The 19,077-nt window shown below is 74.8% G+C and carries 15 protein-coding genes, 1 tRNA gene and 1 other RNA gene; 6 read left to right on the forward strand and 11 right to left on the reverse strand.

The features are described 5' to 3' along the window. Positions 1 to 85 precede the first annotated feature (85 nt). The 4 genes from Q5761_RS10600 to Q5761_RS10615 form a co-directional block, all read right to left on the reverse strand. Positions 86 to 1,576: an RRXRR domain-containing protein gene (locus Q5761_RS10600; RefSeq protein WP_318750581.1), complete on the reverse strand. Its 1,491-nt coding sequence runs from the start codon at positions 1,574 to 1,576 to the stop codon at positions 86 to 88. A 520-nt stretch (positions 1,577 to 2,096) separates the two neighbouring features. Continuing rightward, positions 2,097 to 2,481, reverse strand: an RNA gene (gene rnpB / locus Q5761_RS10605) — RNase P RNA component class A. A 154-nt stretch (positions 2,482 to 2,635) separates the two neighbouring features. After that, the gene (locus Q5761_RS10610; RefSeq protein ID WP_243123616.1) at positions 2,636 to 3,055 is read right to left on the reverse strand and encodes a ribonuclease HI family protein; all 420 of its coding nucleotides are present in this window, start codon (positions 3,053 to 3,055) and stop codon (positions 2,636 to 2,638) included. A 64-nt stretch (positions 3,056 to 3,119) separates the two neighbouring features. After that, entirely contained in the window at positions 3,120 to 4,166 is a 1,047-nt protein-coding gene (locus Q5761_RS10615) for a tRNA (adenine(22)-N(1))-methyltransferase (RefSeq protein ID WP_318750582.1), read from the reverse strand. A gap of 365 nt (positions 4,167 to 4,531) precedes the next feature. Here Q5761_RS10615 and Q5761_RS10620 point away from each other — a divergent pair, with 365 nt between their 5' ends. The 3 genes from Q5761_RS10620 to Q5761_RS10630 all read left to right on the forward strand — a co-directional run bounded on the left by Q5761_RS10620 (position 4,532) and on the right by Q5761_RS10630 (position 6,426). Next, positions 4,532 to 4,735 (forward strand): MoaD/ThiS family protein, encoded by a 204-nt coding sequence (locus Q5761_RS10620; protein WP_135224341.1) that lies wholly within the window; start codon positions 4,532 to 4,534, stop codon positions 4,733 to 4,735. 236 nt (positions 4,736 to 4,971) lie between these two features. Further along, the gene (locus tag Q5761_RS10625) at positions 4,972 to 5,886 is read left to right on the forward strand and encodes a TIGR00269 family protein (RefSeq protein ID WP_318750583.1); all 915 of its coding nucleotides are present in this window, start codon (positions 4,972 to 4,974) and stop codon (positions 5,884 to 5,886) included. Between the two features lie 315 nt (positions 5,887 to 6,201). Next, positions 6,202 to 6,426 (forward strand): zinc ribbon-containing protein, encoded by a 225-nt coding sequence (locus Q5761_RS10630; protein ID WP_135224343.1) that lies wholly within the window; start codon positions 6,202 to 6,204, stop codon positions 6,424 to 6,426. 75 nt (positions 6,427 to 6,501) lie between these two features. On the opposite strand, the gene Q5761_RS10635 is transcribed toward Q5761_RS10630, so the two are convergent. Then, positions 6,502 to 6,576, reverse strand: a tRNA-Gly gene (locus Q5761_RS10635). A 332-nt stretch (positions 6,577 to 6,908) separates the two neighbouring features. Between Q5761_RS10635 and Q5761_RS10640 the strand changes: the two genes are divergently transcribed. Continuing rightward, on the forward strand, positions 6,909 to 7,799 hold the full coding sequence (locus Q5761_RS10640; RefSeq protein WP_318750584.1) for a 2-phosphosulfolactate phosphatase: 891 nt from the start codon (positions 6,909 to 6,911) through the stop codon (positions 7,797 to 7,799). Between the two features lie 280 nt (positions 7,800 to 8,079). Here the strand turns inward: Q5761_RS10640 and Q5761_RS10645 are convergent, their stop codons facing one another. From Q5761_RS10645 to Q5761_RS10655, 3 genes are all read right to left on the reverse strand, one after another. Then, positions 8,080 to 9,033 (reverse strand): deoxyribonuclease IV, encoded by a 954-nt coding sequence (locus Q5761_RS10645; protein ID WP_318750585.1) that lies wholly within the window; start codon positions 9,031 to 9,033, stop codon positions 8,080 to 8,082. A gap of 208 nt (positions 9,034 to 9,241) precedes the next feature. Continuing rightward, complete coding sequence (locus Q5761_RS10650) at positions 9,242 to 11,401, reverse strand: heme lyase CcmF/NrfE family subunit (protein WP_318750586.1); 2,160 nt, start codon at positions 11,399 to 11,401, stop codon at positions 9,242 to 9,244. A gap of 51 nt (positions 11,402 to 11,452) precedes the next feature. Next, entirely contained in the window at positions 11,453 to 12,079 is a 627-nt protein-coding gene (locus Q5761_RS10655; RefSeq protein ID WP_318750587.1) for a cytochrome c-type biogenesis protein CcmH, read from the reverse strand. A 269-nt stretch (positions 12,080 to 12,348) separates the two neighbouring features. Between Q5761_RS10655 and Q5761_RS10660 the strand changes: the two genes are divergently transcribed. After that, positions 12,349 to 13,038: a DUF1405 domain-containing protein gene (locus tag Q5761_RS10660; protein ID WP_318750588.1), complete on the forward strand. Its 690-nt coding sequence runs from the start codon at positions 12,349 to 12,351 to the stop codon at positions 13,036 to 13,038. Positions 13,039 to 13,604: 566 nt separating this feature from the next. Here the strand turns inward: Q5761_RS10660 and Q5761_RS10665 are convergent. The 3 genes from Q5761_RS10665 to Q5761_RS10675 all read right to left on the reverse strand — a co-directional run bounded on the left by Q5761_RS10665 (position 13,605) and on the right by Q5761_RS10675 (position 17,187). Then, positions 13,605 to 14,411: a cell wall hydrolase gene (locus Q5761_RS10665; protein ID WP_318750589.1), complete on the reverse strand. Its 807-nt coding sequence runs from the start codon at positions 14,409 to 14,411 to the stop codon at positions 13,605 to 13,607. Positions 14,412 to 14,616: 205 nt separating this feature from the next. Further along, a complete protein-coding gene (locus Q5761_RS10670; protein ID WP_318750590.1) occupies positions 14,617 to 16,080 on the reverse strand; it encodes an HD domain-containing protein in 1,464 nt (487 codons plus the stop codon). A gap of 198 nt (positions 16,081 to 16,278) precedes the next feature. Continuing rightward, positions 16,279 to 17,187, reverse strand: a complete 909-nt coding sequence (locus Q5761_RS10675) for a molybdenum cofactor biosynthesis protein (RefSeq protein WP_318750591.1) — start codon at positions 17,185 to 17,187, stop codon at positions 16,279 to 16,281. A 499-nt stretch (positions 17,188 to 17,686) separates the two neighbouring features. Between Q5761_RS10675 and Q5761_RS10680 the strand changes: the two genes are divergently transcribed. Next, positions 17,687 to 19,063: an RtcB family protein gene (locus tag Q5761_RS10680; RefSeq protein ID WP_413084602.1), complete on the forward strand. Its 1,377-nt coding sequence runs from the start codon at positions 17,687 to 17,689 to the stop codon at positions 19,061 to 19,063. Positions 19,064 to 19,077 lie beyond the last annotated feature (14 nt).

Raw genomic sequence — 19,077 nt, forward strand, 5'->3', positions numbered from 1 at the left:
GCATGACGCTTGGATTCTTTGCGTGGCATTACGACCGGGGATCGCGGTCTTGCGTGGCACGACAAGGACGCTGGGAGGAGGCGGCTTATCGGGCACCGCTCCTTCTCGCCCACAGCACGATACCCGGCCGCGGCCGGTGCCTGCGGATCCGCCGGGCGCTCACCTCCGTCACGGCCCCATCGGGACGAACGCAGGCAACGGTGCCCCGGCTCTTGATGGCGGTCACGACCACCGGCCGCCCCTCGCCCTCCAGCCAGACCAGGTCCCCGCAGGCCACCAGCTCCGTCCGCGGCACGCCTCGCCGCATCCCTGCCCGGAGCACCTGCGGCCTGGGGCCAAGGCGCACGCCGGCGTTGACCCGCACCGGTCGGGCCCACCCCGACGAGAGCCGCACCGCCTGGCGGGGCCGCCGGGCCTCCGGGTAACGCTCGGCCTTGAAGGCTTGCCGCGGCCGAAAGGCCGCGGGCCGGGCCGCAAGGCGAAGGCCCGCAAGCGGCACCTCCGGCGGTTCCGCGCTGGGGTACTCACTTAGGGCAATCAGGCCCGCATCGGTGAAGTGGCTCTTCGCGGCACCCCGCACCTTGCGGGCCCAGGCGGTGTAGGCGCCGAAGGTGGTGTGCACCTCCAGGCCCATCTGCCGGAGCCGCCAGAGCAGATAGCCCTTCCCCTGCTGGATCCAGGTCGCCATCCGGAAGGCCTTGCCCAGGGGCTTGGGCCGAACCCGGGGCCGGACGCCCCACTCCTCCGGCGTCCGGTTCCCCTTCGCCTGGTTGCATGCCCGGCAGGCCGGCAGCAGGTTCTCCCAGGCGTTCGTCCCCCCGCGGCTCCGGGGCAGAACGTGGTCGATGGTCAAGGGCCCCGGGCCGCCGCAGTAGGCGCACCGATCACCGTAGGCCGCCACCAGGGCCGCCAGGGTGCTGTCGTGCCCGTAGCGCGGGCCCCGCTGGTACGCCTCGCCCCCGATGTCGGGGTCCCGGAGCTTTTGCAGGTCGAACCGCCCGACCTCCACGGTCACCCGCCGGATGGGCAGAAACGCCTGCAGCTTCGCCAGCACGCGGAGCAGGACGTCCTCCCGCGCCCTGACCGAGGGCGGAAGCCACGGCGCCACCCCGGGCAAGCCCGTGCGCGGCGTGCCGCGGTGGTGGCGGCAGCTGTCCGTCCCCGGGCGGGCGTTGCGGCCGCACACCCAACACTGGGGCGGCCGCCGGTTGGCAAAGCGGGCGGACCGGCCGCGAAACCGGTAGCGCCGCAGCCGGCGGTAGCCCCGCCGCTGCTCGAGCCGCCGGCGCACCTCGCCCTGGGGCACGGGGATCTCCACGGCCAGCACCTCTTCCGGGCGCCGCCGGGCCCGCGGCAGAACCACGCTCAGCACCCGGGTCTTGCCGCCTGGATCGTCCCCGGCCCAAAGGCCCGGGACCGCCGGGTTCGGCAGATCGTACGTCAGCTTCAAGGCGAAGATCGTCCCGTCGAGCCAGACGACCTTCGCCTTGCCTCGCTTGAGCAGGTGCCGGGCCCGGTCGGGCCGGCACGGCATGAGCGGCTCTCCCCGGCGGGAGAGCACGGGAATGCGCCGCATGGCGGCATCCTCCTTCCTTCCGGCCGGCAAGGCCGGGGCGGCGCAAGCCGCCTTCCCGATCCCCGGGCCCAAGCCCGGGGCCGTATCTCCCGCTCCCTGCGGCGGGGCCGCCGCATGAGCGGGCGCGCCTCGCCCAACCGCACCGGGGGCCGTCTGCGTCCGGCCGCCGGGCCGATCATGCCCTCGGCCCGGCGGCCTTCCGCTCCCAGGGTCCGGAGCTGGCGCATCACCCCGGAGTGGGACTTGGGCCGGACCGGCGCGGCTAGCTCATCCTTATCCCGCCGATCCCGCCGGCGGGGTTCGTCGCTCGGGCTGGCTCACGTCGAGCAGCGGTCATCGCGCGGCATGGCACTACGCACTGTCAAACGTGAGCCAAAGCTCCGGTTGCACGCCTCCTGCCGCCCCGGGACGAGGGCCCACGACCCGCCCGGCCCGGGGCCAGCCCGATCCCGGCTCCGGCCGCCGGGCGTCGGTGCGCCGAGCCGCCGGCGGCGGGGCGACGGCGCGACGAAACGAAGAGGGGCCGAGTCAGCCTGTAAGCCGGGTTCTGTCGAGGGTGATCATCTATCTGGGGCACCCGGTTGCCCGGGGCCTCAAGCGGCCAACCCGAGGGCTCAGCGGGCCACCTCATCGCCCTCCTACTCGGCCTTGCTGCCGGTGGGGTTTGCCTAGCCGGCCAGTCGCCTGGCCGCTGGTGCGCTCTTACCGCACCGTTTCACCCTTACCGGCGGCCGGCCGCCGCGCGGCGCGACGCCGCGCGCGCCGACCCGCCGGCGGTATGTTTCTGTGGCACTTTCCCGGGGGTCGCCCCCGCTGGGCGTTACCCAGCACCGTGCCCTGCGCAGCCCGGACTTTCCTCGGACGCGGCCTTGCGGCCCTGCGCCCGCGATCACCCGGCTGACTCGACCCACACAAACCGGTTGGAGTTGTAGCGGGATGACCACCGCCATTCTACGGATCCGGACCGCCGCGCTCAAGGTGGCCCCGCGCCAGCTCCGTCGGGACGAACCAGCCGCCGGATCCCGTCCCCGCCGCGCCCGCCCACCGTGCCCGTCGGCCCTATCCGGGCGCGGCCCCCTGGTCGATGCCGCGGTTGGCGAGCCGGTCGGCCTCCCGGTTGCGCTCCCGCGGCACGTGGATGAACCGCACGGCGTCGAAGCACGCGGCCAGCTCCCGCACCCGGTGGTAGAGGGGCTTGAGCCCCTCGTGCTTGACGCGGTACTCGCCGTTGAGCTGACGCACCATGAGCTCGCTGTCGGAGTACACGTCGAGGCGGCGCGCGCCGCGCGCCAGCGCCCGCTCGAGGCCGGCGATCAGCGCCGTGTACTCCGCCACGTTGTTGGTGGCCGTGCCGATGTAGCGCGCCAGCTGCTCCGCCACCTGGCCATGGGGATCGATGAGGACGACGCCGATGCCGGCCGGCCCCGGGTTTCCCCGCGCCGCGCCGTCCGTGTGCAGTCGCCACGGGCCCTCGCCCACACGCAACCCTCCTCGCCCGTCCCTGCCCGTCCTCGGTGCGGCCCGCCCCCTGGTGCGTCCCGCGCTAGTTCGGCGCGGGCGTCGCGTCGGCCACCCCCGCCAGCCGCCCCACCTCGCGGAGGAAGGCGAGCCATGCCGCCGCGCGCCGGCGAGACGCCACCGCCCGTTGCGTCGAACCTGGGTTCATCTGCAGGGCGCGCCGCCACGGTCGACCGAGCTCGTCCAACCATCGCGCCAGCTGCGGGTGCGGCCCGCCCCGCTCCGCGACCAGCAGGGCAGGGCCGACGCGCGCCACCGCCTCCCGCGGGTCCACGCCGCTGCGGCGCGCCAGGGCGGCCAGCGCCAGGGCCGCCGCCGAGGTGGCGCCGTCCCACAGCCAGACGAACGCAGGTTCGTCCGAGATGTCGAACCAAGCCTCTGCCGGTGCAGGCTCCCCCTTCGGGTGCGGGGACGCTGCCGCTCCGCCGCCCGTCGGTCCCCCTCCCTCGCCCGGCGGCAGCACGCCGCGGCCGACGACCCGGCCGCGGATGACCACGTAGGTGTGGCGCCCCTCGGTGACCAACCCCTCGCCCTCGAGCGCGATCCAGAGGGTCCATCGGCCAGGCGGCGCCGGGGGATGCCCGGCCCCGCTGTCGCGGCCGGCGGGACCGGCGGTTGGCGCCGGGGAGGCTGCCCGGGGGATCGCTGCCAGCGCCGGCAGGCGCAGGGCGTCGGCGCCGCGCGTCGGCTGGAGGACGATCCGGGTGCCGGGGAGGAGCCGCGGCGCGCCGTCCCGCAGGATGGCGGCGATGGTCTTGCCGTGGAGTCCGGCGACGACCACGGCGTCGGCCTCGCCGGGCGCCAGGGGCTCGAGCCCCGCCCCCTGGCGGAGTTCGACCGCCCCCTCGACGCCGGCTGCCCGCACCACGCGGCGGGCGGCCTCCAGGGGCGCGCGGCGCAGGTCGGTAGCGATGGCGCGTTGCGCCTGGCCCCGCAGGATCGCCGCCGCGGGCAGGTAGCCGTGGTCCGTGCCGACGTCGGCCAGCACCCGGGCGCGGCCGACGGCCGCCAGGACCGCCTCCAGGCGCGGTCCCAGCCGGTCCCATCGGCGCCGCCCGGTGGTCGGGTTCACCGTCTACACGACCCCGCTCCCATGGTTTGTCGGCCGCCTCGGCATCCCGCTTCCCGGCCCCCCTTCCGTCGCGCGACGGGCGGACCCGACGCGTCGGAGGCGGCCCGGTGCGACGCGTCCCGCTCCGCGGCTTGCCCACGGCGTGCCGCGCCCGCCCGGTAGGGGGCATGCCGCGCCCTCGGATCGCCGGCGCGCCGGGCGCCCGTCGGGGGTGGCAGGCACCGGGCAATCCGGGCCTTCGAGGAGCCCCTGGACCCCGCCTGCTTCTGCCATGTCGCCCATGCCGCAGCGCCTTCCTTGCCGCTGCCGAGCCGCCGCTGCTATCATGGGCACGCAAGGGGCGAACCCGCAAAGGGGGCTTTCCCATGAAGGTCACCGTCCCGATCCCCGTGCGCAAGGTGTACGAGATCAAGGGCCCCAAGCGCGTCAAGGAGATCCTGGACGAACTCGGCCTGCCCTACGAGTCGGTGATCGTGATCTACGAGAAGCGGCTCTTGACGCCGGATGCGCGGGTGCCGGACGACGCCGAGATCGAGGTGCGGCCGGCCATCTCGGGTGGGGGCCGCTGAGGGGACGCCGTCGGGCGGCGCCGGCGGCGGATGCATCGCCGGCGTCGCACGGGCCGACTTCGTCACCGGCTCCGTCGCCCTTCGCGGGGTCGGACGGGTCGGCGCGAGCGCCGCGGCCGCGAGCCGCGGTGGCTCCCACCGGGTCCCGCCGTAGGCTCTGACTGGCGGCCGGCCGTTCCGGCCCGTTCCGGTCCGTCCCGACCCGTTCCCGCCGCCGGGGAAAGGAGGTGGCGTCGATGAAGTGCACCAAGTGCGGCGAACAGGCGGTGGTGCCGATCCGCCGGCACAACGCCGCCTTCTGCACCGAGCACTTCTTCGAGTACTTCGACAACCAGGTCCAGCGGGCCATCAAAGAGCACCGCATGTTCACCCGCGACGACAAGATCCTGGTGGCGGTCTCCGGCGGCAAGGACAGCCTAGCCATCTGGGACGTGCTGCTGCGCCTCGGGTACGAGGCCCATGGCCTGTACATCGACCTGGGCATCGGGGAGTACTCCAAGCGCTCCACGGAGAAGGTGCGCAAGTTCGCGGAGGAGCGCGACGCGGTCCTCCGCATCGTCTCGGTGGAGGAGGAGTACGGCCTGGGCACCACCGAGCTGGCGCGCAAGGCCGGCCGTCCCGCCTGCTCGGCGTGCGGCCTGAACAAGCGGTACATCTTCAACCGCGAGGCCCTGGAGGGCGGCTACGACGTCCTGGTCACCGGGCACAACCTGGACGACGAGGCGGCCACCCTGCTGGGCAACGTGCTGCACTGGAACACCGGGTACCTGGCGCGGCAGTCGCCGGTGCTGGAGGCCACCGCGCCCAATCTGGTGAAGAAGGTCAAGCCCCTGTACCGGCTGACGGAACGCGAGATCGCCTCCTACGCGGTGCTGCGGGGCATCGACTACATCGTCGAGGAGTGCCCCATGGCCAAGGGCGCCAAATCCATCCAGTACAAGCACATCCTCAACCAGCTGGAGGAGCTGTCCCCGGGCGCCAAGGCGCGCTTCCTCTTCGGGTTCCTCGAGCATGGGCGACCGCACTTCCAGGAGGAGCGCGAACGGGTCGAGGTCCGGCCGTGCCGGGTGTGCGGCCAGCCTACGACCGCCGAGGTATGCGCCCACTGCCGCATGCTCCAGCGGGTCGGGGTGGCGGTGGCCGGCGACTGAGGACCGGCCCGGCGCCCCGAAGGCCGTGGGCCGGCCCGGTGCGCGAAGGCCTGCGCGGCGCGCTCCCATGCCGGCATCGGGTGCAAACCCGACCGCGAGTCCCATCGGGCGGAACCGTCGCCTGGCGCCTCGGTCGACGCGCGAGGCGCCTTTTTCGTGCGGGGCCCTCGCCGCGATGGCGGTGGGCCCTCTTCGTCCTTGCCCGTCCTTGCCCTCCGTCTGGCCGTCCGAGCCGGAGGGCGCGGCGCCCGCCTCGCGGTCGCCGACGGGGTCGCCCCCGGCAGGCGGGGCACCCTATGCGCGGGGGTGAGTCCGATGCCCCGCACGGGGGAGGAACCCGGCCCGGGCGTCTACACCTGCACGCGGTGCGGCCAGACGGTGCGGTTGGACGACGCCGGGGATCGCCTGCCGCCGTGCCCCGATTGCCGCAACACCGAGTTCGTCCGCGCAGGGACGGACCCGGCGGCGGCCGGGGTCAGCGCCCGCGTCGCCCCCTCGGAGCGGGAGGAGGAGGAGACCGGCCGCGCCCCGCGCCGTTGAGCACCCAGTCGGCCGTGTGCAATGCAAGGGGCCGGCAGGCCAAGCCTGCCGGCCCCTTGGTGGGCGGGACGAGGATGGAGCGGGAGACGGGAATCGAACCCGCGGCCTTCACCTTGGGAGGGTGACGCTCTACCACTGAGCTACTCCCGCGTGTTGAGCTCCTTCCGCATGTCCCGAGACACCGTCTTCGGTCCTCGGTCGCCCGGGTGCGTCGGCTCACCTGGAACAATCCCCTGCATCGACCGGCTGGCGGCCGGCACCCGGAGCGGCGCCCGTCTCATCGCGGCGCAGCCCTAATCATAGCGCAGGTCCCGCCGGAAGGCAACCCGGCGCAATCACTCAGCCTCGACGCCAGCGCGGCGTCCAGCGCGCGCGGCCAGGCGATGTTTGCGCCCGCTCCAGCCACGACGCCGAAGGAGCCCGGCCCGGTGGCATCGTAAGGCGACCAGAGCGGTGCAATCCGGACGAAGGGGGCTTCCGGCTTGAGCGAGCTGGTCGTCGACGTGCTCTGGACCGCAGACGAGGCCGAGCGCCACGCCTTCGCGCCCGGCGAGGCAGCAGCCTTCCTGGACATCTTGCGCGCCACCACCACGATGACCGCCGCCCTGGCCGCGGGGGCCCGCGCCGTCGTGGCCGTGGCCGATCCCGCCAAGGCTCTTGCGTTGCGGGAACGCCTCACGCCCGCCCCCCTCCTGGCCGGGGAGGAGCGGATGGAACGCCGGCCGGGGTTCGATCTCGGGAACTCCCCTCGCGAGTTCACCGCCGAGCGTGTGACGGGCCGCACCCTGGTGATGTGCACCACCAACGGTACCCGGGCCGCCGTCGCAGCCCTGCGCGGTGGGTGTCGCCGGCTGTTCGCCGCGTCGCTGCGCAACCGGGCGGCCACCGCCCGCGCGTTGCTGGCCGACCCGAGGGTCGACCGGATCACCCTGATCTGCGCGGGCACCCACGGCCGCTTCTCCCTGGACGACGCCATCGGCGCCGGGGCGGTGATCGAGGCGCTGATCGGCGCTCCCGGCAGCGCAACCCACCGACCCGAGCCGACCGCCCCGCCCGGGGCGGCGGTGACGCCCCCGGCGGCCGCCCGCCCGCCGACCGGCGCCCGACCGTGCCGCCTCTCCGACGCCGCCGTCGCCGCCCTGCAGCTCTGGCAGACCGCACGGCCCCGGCTGGCCGAGGCCCTGGCCGGCTGCCGGCACGGGCGCCTGCTGGTAGAGGCGGGGTTCGCGGCCGACCTCCCGGTGGCCGCCGCCGTGGACGCCGCGGATTTCGCCATCGCCTGGCAGCCCGCGCCCGACATGCCGGAGGATGTCGGCGGCGGCTGGTTCGTCCCGACGCATTTCCCGGGAAATCGACGGACCGGCGATCGCTGACCGCCGTCGCGGGGAGGGCGCGTCCGGCCGCGGAAAGGTTGACACCCGTCCCCCAGGGCACCGGACCCGGCCGCCAGGGTCACCCGGGCGGCATCGGGGCCGACGGCGGGATCGCTGGCGTCCGCAGGCCGCGCGCCCCTCCCCGGCTCCCCGACGACCGCACCCCGGCCTCCCTCGGCGGAACCGTCCAGGTGGCAAGGCGGTCACGCGCTGCGTGACCCGGGGCCCGAGCGCGGTGGGGGCTGCCGGTGGGGCTGCCGGTGCCCGGGGGCGCGGCCCTTCAGCTGTCCCCCAAGGCCCGGTCCAGCTCCCGCAGCCAGCGGATCTCGTCGGCGTACTCCAGCTCGCGGTCCACCGGCGTCTCCAGCAACATGGGCAGCGCTCGCAGGCGGGGATGCCGGAGCAGGTTGGCGAATCCCTCCCGCCCGATGGCCCCTTGCCCGACCTTCTCGTGGCGGTCGCGCCGGCTGCCGCACGGGAACTTGCTGTCGTTGACATGGAGGGCCCGGACCCGCCCCCACCCCACCGCGCGGTCCACGTCGTCCACCAGCCGATCGACGGCTGCGGGGTCGCGCCAGTCGTAGCCGGCCGCGAAGAGATGACAGGTGTCCAGGCAGACGCCAACCCGCTCCGGCCACCCCAGCCCGTCCAGGATCGCGCGGAGCTCCTCCAGCCGGCCGCCGATCTCGGTGCCCTGACCCGACATGGTCTCCAACAGCAGCCAGGGGGCGCCGGGTTCGTCCAACAGGGGGAGCACCGGCTCGATGGCGGCGACGATGCGACGGATCCCGTCGGCGGGATCCCCCTCCACGTAGCTGCCGGGGTGGGTCACGGCGGCGTCCGCCCCCACCCATCGGCAGCGCTCCAGGTCTTCCTGCAGGACGCGGCGGGCGAACGCATAGGCCTGGGCCTTGGGCGAGGCGAGGTTGACCGTGTACGGGATGTGGGCGATCACGAAGCGCAGGCCCACCGCGTCCCGCTGCCGCAGCCACTCGGCGCGCTCCGCCTCGTCCACCTGGCGTTGGGCCCCGCCCCGGGGATTGCGCGGGAAGAACTGCAGCGCGTTGGCCGCCACCTGGGATGCCACCCGCGCCGCCGTCGGGAAGCCCTTGGCGACGGAGAGGTGGCATCCCACCACCAGCGGCGAATGGGTGGGTGCGGCGCCACCGCTGGCCGCGCCGGCCGTGGGGGACGGGGTCTGCGGGTCCGCTCCGGCAATGCCCTGTTCGATCAAGGATGACGCCTCCTCCCGGGCGGCCGCCCGCGCGAAGGTCGGCCCCGGCAACCGCGGTGGGCCTGGGACCCGGACGCCGGGGCCACAGGTCCGGCGCCGTGCCGGACGGCGGGCGGCGTGCGTCGCGCGGTACCGTGCTTACGGTGGCCTTCGGTGCGTTCCGTTGGCTGCACCTCGCCGACAGGGGGCAGGGGCCCTCTCGGCACGTCTACGGCGCCGGGACCCGGGGCCCGGCCCCGGCCTGGGCCAGGGCGTCGATCTCCGCCGCCACCCTGCGCTCCGCCTCGGACCATCCGCTGAGCGCCGCCGCGGCGGCGGCCACCAGGCCCTGGCGCAGCCGGGCGTAGTCGGCGGCGCCGATCTTGCCCACGCGGTAGTCGTACTCCAGCTCGGCCAGCTCGGCCATCACCCGGGCGCGCACCGACGCCATGGCCGGGCGCGGCCACAGCGAGAACAGCGTCCCCGCCACCAGCAGGTAGCCCCCGACCCAGACCCAGGCCACCATGGGGTTGAGGTAGAACTCGAAGCCGGCGGTCTCCCCCTCCCAGCCGCCCAGGACCACGTAGAGGTCACGGCTCCACGAGGTGAGCATGGCCACCTCCGGCGTGGCCCCCATGGTCTCGGCGAACCCTGGGTAGAACCGGCGTTCGGGCTGCAGCCGCCCGACCACCTGTCCGTCCCGGGAGACCGTGAGGTCGGCGTACACGGCCGGGACGCCTTCGGAGATCCGCTCGCCCAGGCCGTGGTACGTGATGGTGAACCCGCCCATGGTGTAGCTCTCGCCCGGCGCGAGGCCCACCGCCTCGACCTGCTGGTAGCCGTACATGCCGGTCAGGCCGATCATCACCAGGACCACGCCCAGGTGGACGACGTAGCCGCCGTAGCGGCGCGGGTTGCGGTTGAGCATCTGCCAGAAGCCGCGGAGGGAGCGGTCGCCGGTGGCCGCGACCCGCGCGGCGTAGGCTGCCGCCACGTCCGCCAGGGTGGCCGTGGCGACGAAGAAGGCGATGGCGAACCCGGCCACGATGGGGACCTCGCGCAGCCCCAAGGCGAACAGCGCCACCGCCAGGGCCAGCGCGCCCAGGGTCGGCAGCGCCAGCATCTGGCGCACCCGCGGCCACGAGGCCCGCCGCCAGGCCAGCACCGGCGCCACGCCCATCAGGACCATCATGGCGAAGAACAGCGGGACGCCGACCCAGTTGAAGAAGGGCGGCCCCACCGACACCTGGACCCCGAAGAGCGGCGTCACCAGCGGCAGGATCGTGCCCCAGAAGACGGCGAAGGTCAGCCCCGCCAAGAGGAGGTTGTTCAGGAGGAACCCGGTCTCCTTGGAGAACGCCGACTCGGGCCGGCGTTCGTCGGCCAGCAGCGGCGCCCGGTCGATCAGCAGGTACGCCGTCGCCGCCAGCACGAGGCCCAGGAAGCCGAGGAACCAGGGGCTGGTGGGCGAGGTGATGAAGGCGTGGACGGACGAGAAGATGCCGCTGCGGGTGATGAACGTGCCGAAGATGGTCAAGAGGAAGATGAAGACCGCCAGCCCCACGTTCCACCGCTTCAGCATGCCGCGCTTCTCCTGCACCAGCGACGAGTGGATGAAGGCGGTGGCCAGCAACCACGGCATCAGGGCCGCGTTCTCCACCGGATCCCATGCCCAGACCCCGCCCCAGCCGAGCTCGGTGTAGGCCCACCGGGCGCCGATGAGGATGCCGATGGAGAGGAAGAGCCACGCCAGCAGCGTCCACCGCCGCGTCACCCGGATCCAGGCGTCCCCCGCGTTGCGGGTCCACAGGGCGGCCACGGCGAAGGCGAAGGGCACGGCCATGCCGACGTAGCCCAGATACAGGGTCAGGGGGTGGGAGACCATCCACGGGTTCTGCAGCAGGGGGTTCATCCCCCGTCCGTCGCTGGGCGGATCGGGCAGCACCGCGAAGGGGCTGGCCACCACCGCCACCTGCAGGGCGAAGAAGGCGGCGACGCCGCCCAGGGTGCCCAGGGCGTAGGGCAGCAAGGTGGGCACGGCCTGCCGCGCCGTGAACGCGACGGCCGCGGTGTAGCCGCTCAACAGCCACAGCCAGAACAGCAGCGAGCCCTCCTGACCGGACCAAAGGGCGCTGATCTTGTAGGGGATCGGCATGTACCGGCTCGACTGGCTGGCGACGTAGCGGAAGGAGAAGTCGTCGGTGAAGAGGGCGTGGACCAGGATCGCGACGGCGACGGTGACGGCGCCGAACAGGGCGGCCGCCAGCCACCGGGCGGGCGGCAGGAAGCGCAGCCGCCAGCGGTAGCGCCCTTCGAGGGGCGCCCACGCCGCCAGCGCCACGGCCAGCCCCAGGGCGAGCACCGTCGAGGCATGTCCCACCTGGGCCATCGGGTTCGACCTCACCGCCCCTTCCTGGGTGTCGACACCGGGTGTCGGCCGTCACATCCACCGGCGGACCTCGTCATCCAGGGGCACCGCGGGCGCCCGGTCGTCTCGGGAGGCGGCATCGCCCGTCCTCGGCGTCCGGTCCAGCCGGCCGTCGTCCGGCGGGGCCTGGGGGGAGGGGGCGCCGCGGACGGCCGGTTCGTCCCCGCTGGCGACCGCGGCCGGCCGGGAAGGCACATCCGGGGGGGTGGCCGCCGCGGGCGCAGCGCCGGCCGACAGCCCGCCGAGGTCCGGCCGGCGGCCGCGCCACCACCAGACCAGCACGCCGGCGCCGGCGGCGACGGCCAGGAAGGGGCCGGCCCAACCGAGAAGATACCAGCCGTGGCGGGGCGGCATGTACACCACCCAGGCGCCGTAGCGGTCGGCGAAGGTCTGGAGGATCTCGTCCCGGCTGCGGCCCTGGGCCAGCATCCGGCGGATCTCCTGGCGCATCTGGAGGGCGACCGCCGAGTTGGAGTCGGCCACGGACTGGCCCTCGCACACGGGGCAGCGCAGCGCCCGTTCCAGGGACCGCGCCTCCCGCTCCAGGGGATCCGCTTGCCCCAGGTGCCACGCCAGCCACGGCGCCAGGACCAGCGTGGCCGCCAGGACGACGATCCACGGCCAGGACGGGCGCGACACGGTCCTCACCCCGCCCACCAATGTAACCTAGCCCCGCGCCTCCCGCCACCGGCCTCAGCCCGATGGCGGCCCACGGTCGTGGCGCCCCCGCCCAACGGGGGCGACGGGCGGCATGGGGCGGACGGCACGGGAACCCTCCCAGGTGCGGGGCCCCCGGGCGGGGCGGTCGGCCCAGGGGGCCGGCGGTACTCGCCTCCGGCTCCCGGGGAGCGCCAGCCCGTGGTGGTGGGCAAGGTGGAAGGGGCCGGGAAGGAGCGGGATGTCACCCGATGATGGGCCGCGACGGAGACCGATCCCAGCCGGGCCAGGGGTCCGGTCACCCGGGGGTGGGAGCCGGCGCCCCGCGTCGACCGGGGCACCGGCTGGCGGCGGCCGCGCTGGTCTGGCTCGGCCGCCTTCCCGCCAGCCGCCCTGCCACGGCCCTGCTGGTGCTGGTCAACGCCGTGGGCTCCATCTGGGGGTTCTGGTGGTATCGCGACCAGCTCCTCGCCACCCCGGCGTGGCAGTGGCCCGTGGTCCCCGACTCGCCGACGGCCTCGACCCTCTTCACCGTGGTGTTGGTGCTGCAGCTGGCGGGTCGGCCCGTCCCGGCCCTGGCTTCCTGGGCCTACCTGGTGATGATCAAGTACGGCCTCTGGACGGTGGTGGTCCTGGGCGGCTACGCGCTGCGGGCGGGCTTCGTCGACGGCGAGGCCGCGCTGCTCATCGCCTCCCACGCCGGCATGGCCCTCGAGGCGCTGCTCTACCTCCGCGCCTACCCCGGTTCGCTGCGCGGAGTGGGGGCAGCCACGGCGTGGAGCCTGTTCAACGACGCCGTCGACTACCTGGCCGGGTTGCATCCCACGCTGCCCGGCCCCGAGGTGTGGGGGCTGGCGGCCGCCTCCGCGCCCCTGCTCACCGGACTGGGCGCCGCCGCCGTGCTTCACGGGGCTCGACGGGCCCGGCCGGCGGGGCCCTGAGGCCGGCGCTCGGCCGCCGAGCGGCGGCCCGCTGGTGGGCATGATGGCGCGCTGGCGTGTGGGCGGCCCGCCGGTGGGCGCGGTGGCGCGTCGGCGTGTGGGCGGCCCGCCGCTGGGCCGGCCGCGGCACGCTTGCGCGGGGTTGGCCTCGTGGCGGGCAGGCGGCGGTACGCCCATGCCCTGCCCCTGCCCGCGCCCCGCGCCACCGCCACCGCCTGGGCCTTGCCGCCCGCCCCGGCATGGCGAGGGCCGGCAGCCGCCGGCTGCCGGCCCTCGCCCGGCACCCTCCCCGGGATGTGCCTCATCGCACCAGCGGCAAGGGTCCGCGGCGGACCCCGGCCCTCCGTTGGCGTGCGTGGCGCCAGGCCGCGCCCACCACCCACCGTCGTCCGCATGGCCTGCCCGCCGCCACGCCGCGCCCGTCGACCCGCCACCGCGCCCGGCACCCCGTCCCTTGGCCCGCCACCAATAGCCAAAGCCCATGCCCCGCCGGCACGCCCCCTGGCACGCCACCACGCCACAGGCACCCCATGGCCCGCCGGCGCGCCCCATGGGGTGAGGCCGTCTCACCGGGCGAAGACGTGGTTGCCGATCCTGGCGGTCACCTCGAGGGCGCAGAGGAACCCGCCGCCCCCCTCGCCGCAGCGCTGCCGCGCCGGGTTGTAGAAGTAGAGCGCCCCGTTGGACGGATCCCGGCCGGCCAGGGCGTCCCGGGCCGCCCGCAGGGCGGCGGAACTCGGCCGGATCTGCGGGATCCGCTCCGCCGCCGTCGGGAACTGGCCCGGCTGGTAGATCACGGCCCGGACGGAGTCCGGGAACCGCGGGCTCCGAACCCGGTTGAGGATCACCGCCGCGACGGCCACCTTCCCCTCATACGGCTCGCCGCCGGCCTCGATCTGGACGATGCGGGCCAGCAGCTGCAGCTCGTCGAGCCGGACCGCGACGCGGTCGGCGGCGGTGCGACGGCCGGCCGAGGCGGTGCGCGCGGAGGCCCGACGGGCTTCCGCCTTGGGGGCGGCGGCCCGGCCAGCCTCCTCCGCCTTGCGGACGGCCTGCCGCCGAGCCTGCTCGCGTTGGCGCGCGGCCTCGCGACGGCGGGCCTCCTCCTGCTGACGCAACCGCGCCAGCCGCTCCCGTCGCGCCCGTTCCTCCCACCGCGCCGTCCACATCCGCCGGCCCAGGGCGAGCTTGTGGCGGCGCTCCACCTCGGCCGCCCGCAGCGCCGCCCGGCTCTCCGCTGCCTCGCGGTGGACCTCGGCCCGCTGCTCCACCGACGGCACCGGCGCCGCCGGCCCGTGGGCCTGCACGTCGTGGCGCGGCGCCACGGCGGTGAAGGCCCAGAGCAGCATGCCCGTCCACACGCCTGCCTGCAACAGCTTCGCCGGTCGTGCATCCGCGCGTGGGTCGCTGTGGCTCATGGCGCGGTGATAGTAACAGATGTGTAACAGAAATGCAAGAGGCGGGTGTCGCAATCGTTACACCCGGGCGGTGGGCGTCCGTCCTCGGGCCGGAGTTTGCAGGATTGTTGCGCTTTCCGTTACGGGACGATGACAGCCGCCGAGGACGGCCGCCGGCCGGTCACGAGGGCTGCCAGCCTGCGGGGAGGCCCAGCATGGCCCGGAACGCGTCGGCCAACTCGGCCGGCGCCGCCAGCAGGACGTACTTGGCCTGCTCGCGGAAGTTGCGGGCGATGTTGGGGGCCAGCACCGAGACCTCGGGATCGGCGGTGGTGTAGACGCGGTCGCCCGCCACCACGGGCACCTCGAAGAAGAGCTCCTTGCCGCCGCCGACGATGTCCACCAGCAGGTGGTGCTCCTCCACGGGCCGCCCCAGGCGGCGCGCCAGGGCGCGACAGGCGTCGCGGGACCACGCCTCCCGCTCCCAGTAGCCCGCCCGCACCAGGTCGCGGATCTCCGTGCCGTACTCGCCCGCCAGGGCGCGGGGGTAGCTGAGGCGGGCCACCCGCTTGTACAGCCGGCGGCCGGCGCCCGTCAGGCGCTCCACGAGGTCGCGGGTGACCGGGTGGGGCACGCCCCGGAGGAGGGCCAGGGCCTGCTCGTCATCGAGGTCGATGAAATCGTCGATGGCGAAGGCACCAGCCCGCAGGGCCTCGGTCAGCGCCCGGCGCAGCATGGCGGCGGCGATGCGTCCCGTGTGGTGCCAGTAGACGTCCCGGTACATGATGTAGGACGCGAAGATCAGGGTCTCCACGGCGGAGATGCCCTTGGGCGTCACCCCGACCCCCATGCCGTCGGGCGTCCAGCACACCGCGTCCAGCAGCCGCTGGTAGTCGATGCCGCGCCCGTACGGGACGCCGATGTGCTCGCTGTCGCGGGCCAGATAGTCCAGCCGATCCGGGTTGATGGGACCCGCCAGCAGGTTGGCCAGGCGCGCCGTGGCCGCGTCGCCCGGGGCCGGTTCCTCCCGGATCACCTGGCAGACGCGGGCCGGATCGACCCCCCAGAGGTCGGTCAGGATCTGGCGGATCTCCGGGTTCTCACGGATGATGGCCGCACCCCGCTCCTCGTGGCGGGGGAGCCGGCCGGCCAGCACCGGGTCGTCGTCGGGGATCTCCTCGATGGTGTGGGAGAAGGGGTAGTGCCCCACGTCGTGCAGCAGCGCCGCCACCAGGAAGGTCGCCACGTCGTCGGGCGTGAGGAGGTCACCGCCCCTCCCCTCCCCGGGTGCGTCGGCGCCGTCCGCCCCTCCCGGCGCGTCGGGCAGGTCGTCGCCATCCCGCCCGGTGCGCCGCGATCGCGTCAGCAGGGCCAGCACGAGCCGCCGCGCCATCTCGTAGGTCCCGAGGGAGTGCTCGAAGCGGGTGTGGACGGCGCCGGGATAGACCAGATAGGACGGACCCGTCTGACGAACCCGGCGCAGCCGCTGGAAGGCCGCGCTGTCCACCAGGGCTCGCAACCGGCGGGTGGTGGGGATGTTGCCGGTCACCGGGATGCGGATGGGCGGGAGCTGGCGGTCCCATCCCACCAGCTCCGGCACCTCGGCCGGATCCCACGTGATCGGCCCGGTCCGCGTCGACGCCATGACGAGATCCGTCCCCTCCTCCCCCCTCGACGGGGTGGGACCGCAGCCGGTGGGGGCGCGGGCCTCGGGGGCCAGGCCTGGGCCTCGCCCGCCGCCGCGCCGGTGCACCGGGCCCCGGCGCGGCGCCCTTGCCCGCAGTGAACGGCACGCCCGCGGCGCACGGCGCGCCCGCGGCTCGCGACATGCCGCTCCGGCCCCTCACCCCCCACCGCCGGTGCCGTCGGCTTCGCCGCCGGCCGCGCCCGCCGCCTCGGGGCCTGCCGCCGTCGCGGGGTCCGTCCCCACGCCGACCCACTCCACCCGGCCGTCGGCGTAGTGCTCTCGCTTCCAGATGGGCGCCCGCACCTTCAGCGCGTCGATGGCGTAGCGGGCGGCGGCGAAGGCGTCCGGTCGGTGGGGCGCCGCGGCGGCCACCACCACGCTGGCCTCGCCGATGGCCACCGGGCCCGTGCGATGGCCGATGGCGACCCGCACGCCGGGCCAGCGGGCCTCGGCCTCCGCTCCGATGCGCGCCAGCTCCTCGGCCGCCATGGGGAGGTACGCCTCGTACTCCAGGCGCCGTGTCTCCCGCGGGCCGGTGAACCGGCGCGTGATGCCGACGAAGAGCACCACGGCCCCGTGGTCGTCCCGGGCGACGGCACGGAACAGCTCGTCCAGCGACAGGGGCGCGGCGGTGACGAAGAAACGCCCGTCCTCGCCGGCGGCGACCCGCCCCGCCTCGCCACGGCCCGGTGCGGCGACCTCCGCGGGGCCGGGATCCGCGGCTCCGCCGCTGACCGGCGGGATCAGGGCCACCTCGTCGCCGTCACGAAGGGGCTGCTCCGGATCGGCGTAGCGCCCGTTGACGGCCAGGCGACACAGCTCGAGGAGACCGCGCTGGGCCGGGGCGCGCCGGGCCAGTTCGTCCCGCACCGTGGCCGCCCGGGCGCCGCCGGGCACGACCAGCTCCAGCTGCCGGGTGCCCAACCGCTCGGCGACCACGGCGAACAGGCGCACTCGCACCCGGAGCGACCGGGACGAACCGGCCGACGCGGCGCCCGGCTTCGCGGGCTGCCCCTCCCGGGCCGCCGCCCAGCCTGCGGTGGAGGACCCCGACGGCTGCGTCATCGTCCGTCCCTCCTCGCCCTCGCCGCCCCGGTCACGCCGGACGCACCGGGCGCGAGGGTTCGCCGACGCATCCCGTCCCCTCGGAGGCGGATCCCGTCGGCAGGCACACGCATCCTACGCAAAACGTGGCGCACCCTCTCGAATGCGAAACGCAGGGCCATCCCCTCGAAATGGTAGCATCTTTGGGACGCCGGCCACGAGCCCCGCCCGTCGGCCGGCCACCGTCCGCACCCGCTCGGCGTGGGCCCGGGCCTCGTGCTCGGGCCAGAGGACCACCGCGATCTCGCCGTTCTGGGCTCGGCGTGGGCCCGGGCTTCGTGCCGGCCCTGTTATCCTATAGAGGGCCCCTTCCCGCATGCGATAGGGCCCTTCCCGCATCCGCCCGACCCAGGTCGCGGTACCCGTTCCGCGATGGGGACACTCCGGGTCGCCGAGGTGATGGGCTGTGCGCATCGAGCGCGACGGGCCGTATCGCTACCGCATCCCCCGTCAGGGGGCCATGCGGGTCGACGCCGTCTTCTACGCGTCGCCCGACATCGCCCGCGACCTCAAGGCGGAGGGCGACCAGGCCCTGCACCAGCTGGTCAACGTGGCGACCCTACCGGGCATCGTCGAGCCGGCCGTCGCCTTGCCCGACATCCATTGGGGCTACGGCTTCCCCATCGGCGGGGTGGCCGCCTTCGACCCGCGCCGGGGTGGGGTGGTGAGCCCGGGGGGCGTCGGCTTCGACATCAATTGCGGCGTGCGGCTGCTCTGCAGCGACCTGACGCGGGAGGAGCTGGAACCCCGCAAGGAGGCGCTGGCCGATGCGCTGTTCCGGCTGGTGCCGGCCGGCGTCGGCTCCGAACGACGCGAGCTGCGCCTCACGGCCGCGGACTGGCCGCGCCTGTTGACCCGTGGCGCCGGCTGGGCGGTGGAGCAGGGCCTGGGCGATCCGGGCGATCTGGAATGCATCGAATCCGGGGGCGCCCTGCCAGGGGCCGATCCCGACCGGGTCTCGCCGCGCGCCCTGGAACGGGGCGGTTCGCAACTGGGAACCCTGGGCAGCGGCAACCACTTCCTCGAGGTTCAATATGTCGAACACGTCTACGATCCGGAGGCGGCTGAGGCCTTCGGCCTCTTCCCCGGGCAGGTGACGGTGCTGATCCACACCGGGTCCCGCGGCCTCGGCCACCAGGTGTGCCAGGACTTCGTCGACCGCATGCTGGCGGCCGCGCGGCGCCACGGCATCGAGCTGCCCGACCGGCAGCTGGCGGCGGCTCCCATCGAGAGCCCCGAGGGGCAGGGGTACCTCGGGGCCATGGCCGCGGCGGCCAACTTCGCCTTCGCCAACCGGCAGGTGATCACCGCCTACGCCCGCGAGGCCTTTACGCGGGCCGGCTTCGGGCCGGGTTCGACCCGCTTGCGGGTCCTCTACGATCTGGCCCACAACAACGCCGAGTGGGAGGAACACGGCGGCCGCCGGGTGCTGGTCCACCGCAAGGGCGCGACCCGCGCCTTCGGCCCCGGCCACCCCGACGTGCCCGCCCGCTACCGCGCCGTCGGCCAGCCGGTGCTGGTCCCGGGCGACATGGGGCGATACTCGTACGTCCTGGCCGGCACCGAGGGCGCCATGGCGGAGACCTTCGGGTCCAGCTGCCACGGCGCCGGCCGCCGGTTGAGCCGCAGCCAGGCCAAGAAGGTGGCGCGCCAGCGGGACCCGGTGGGCGAGCTGGCGCGCCGGGGGATCCTGGTGCGGGCGGCCACCCGTGCCACCGTGGACGAGGAGATCCCCGAGGCCTACAAGGACGTGGCCGACGTGGTCGAGGCGGTGGAGGGCGCCGGCCTCGGCCGGCGGGTGGCGCGGCTGCGGCCGCTGATCGTGGTCAAGGGATAGGTGCGTCCGCCGGG

This window comes from Thermaerobacter composti (assembly GCF_033582035.1).
Lineage (GTDB): Bacteria > Bacillota > Sulfobacillia > Thermaerobacterales > Thermaerobacteraceae > Thermaerobacter > Thermaerobacter composti.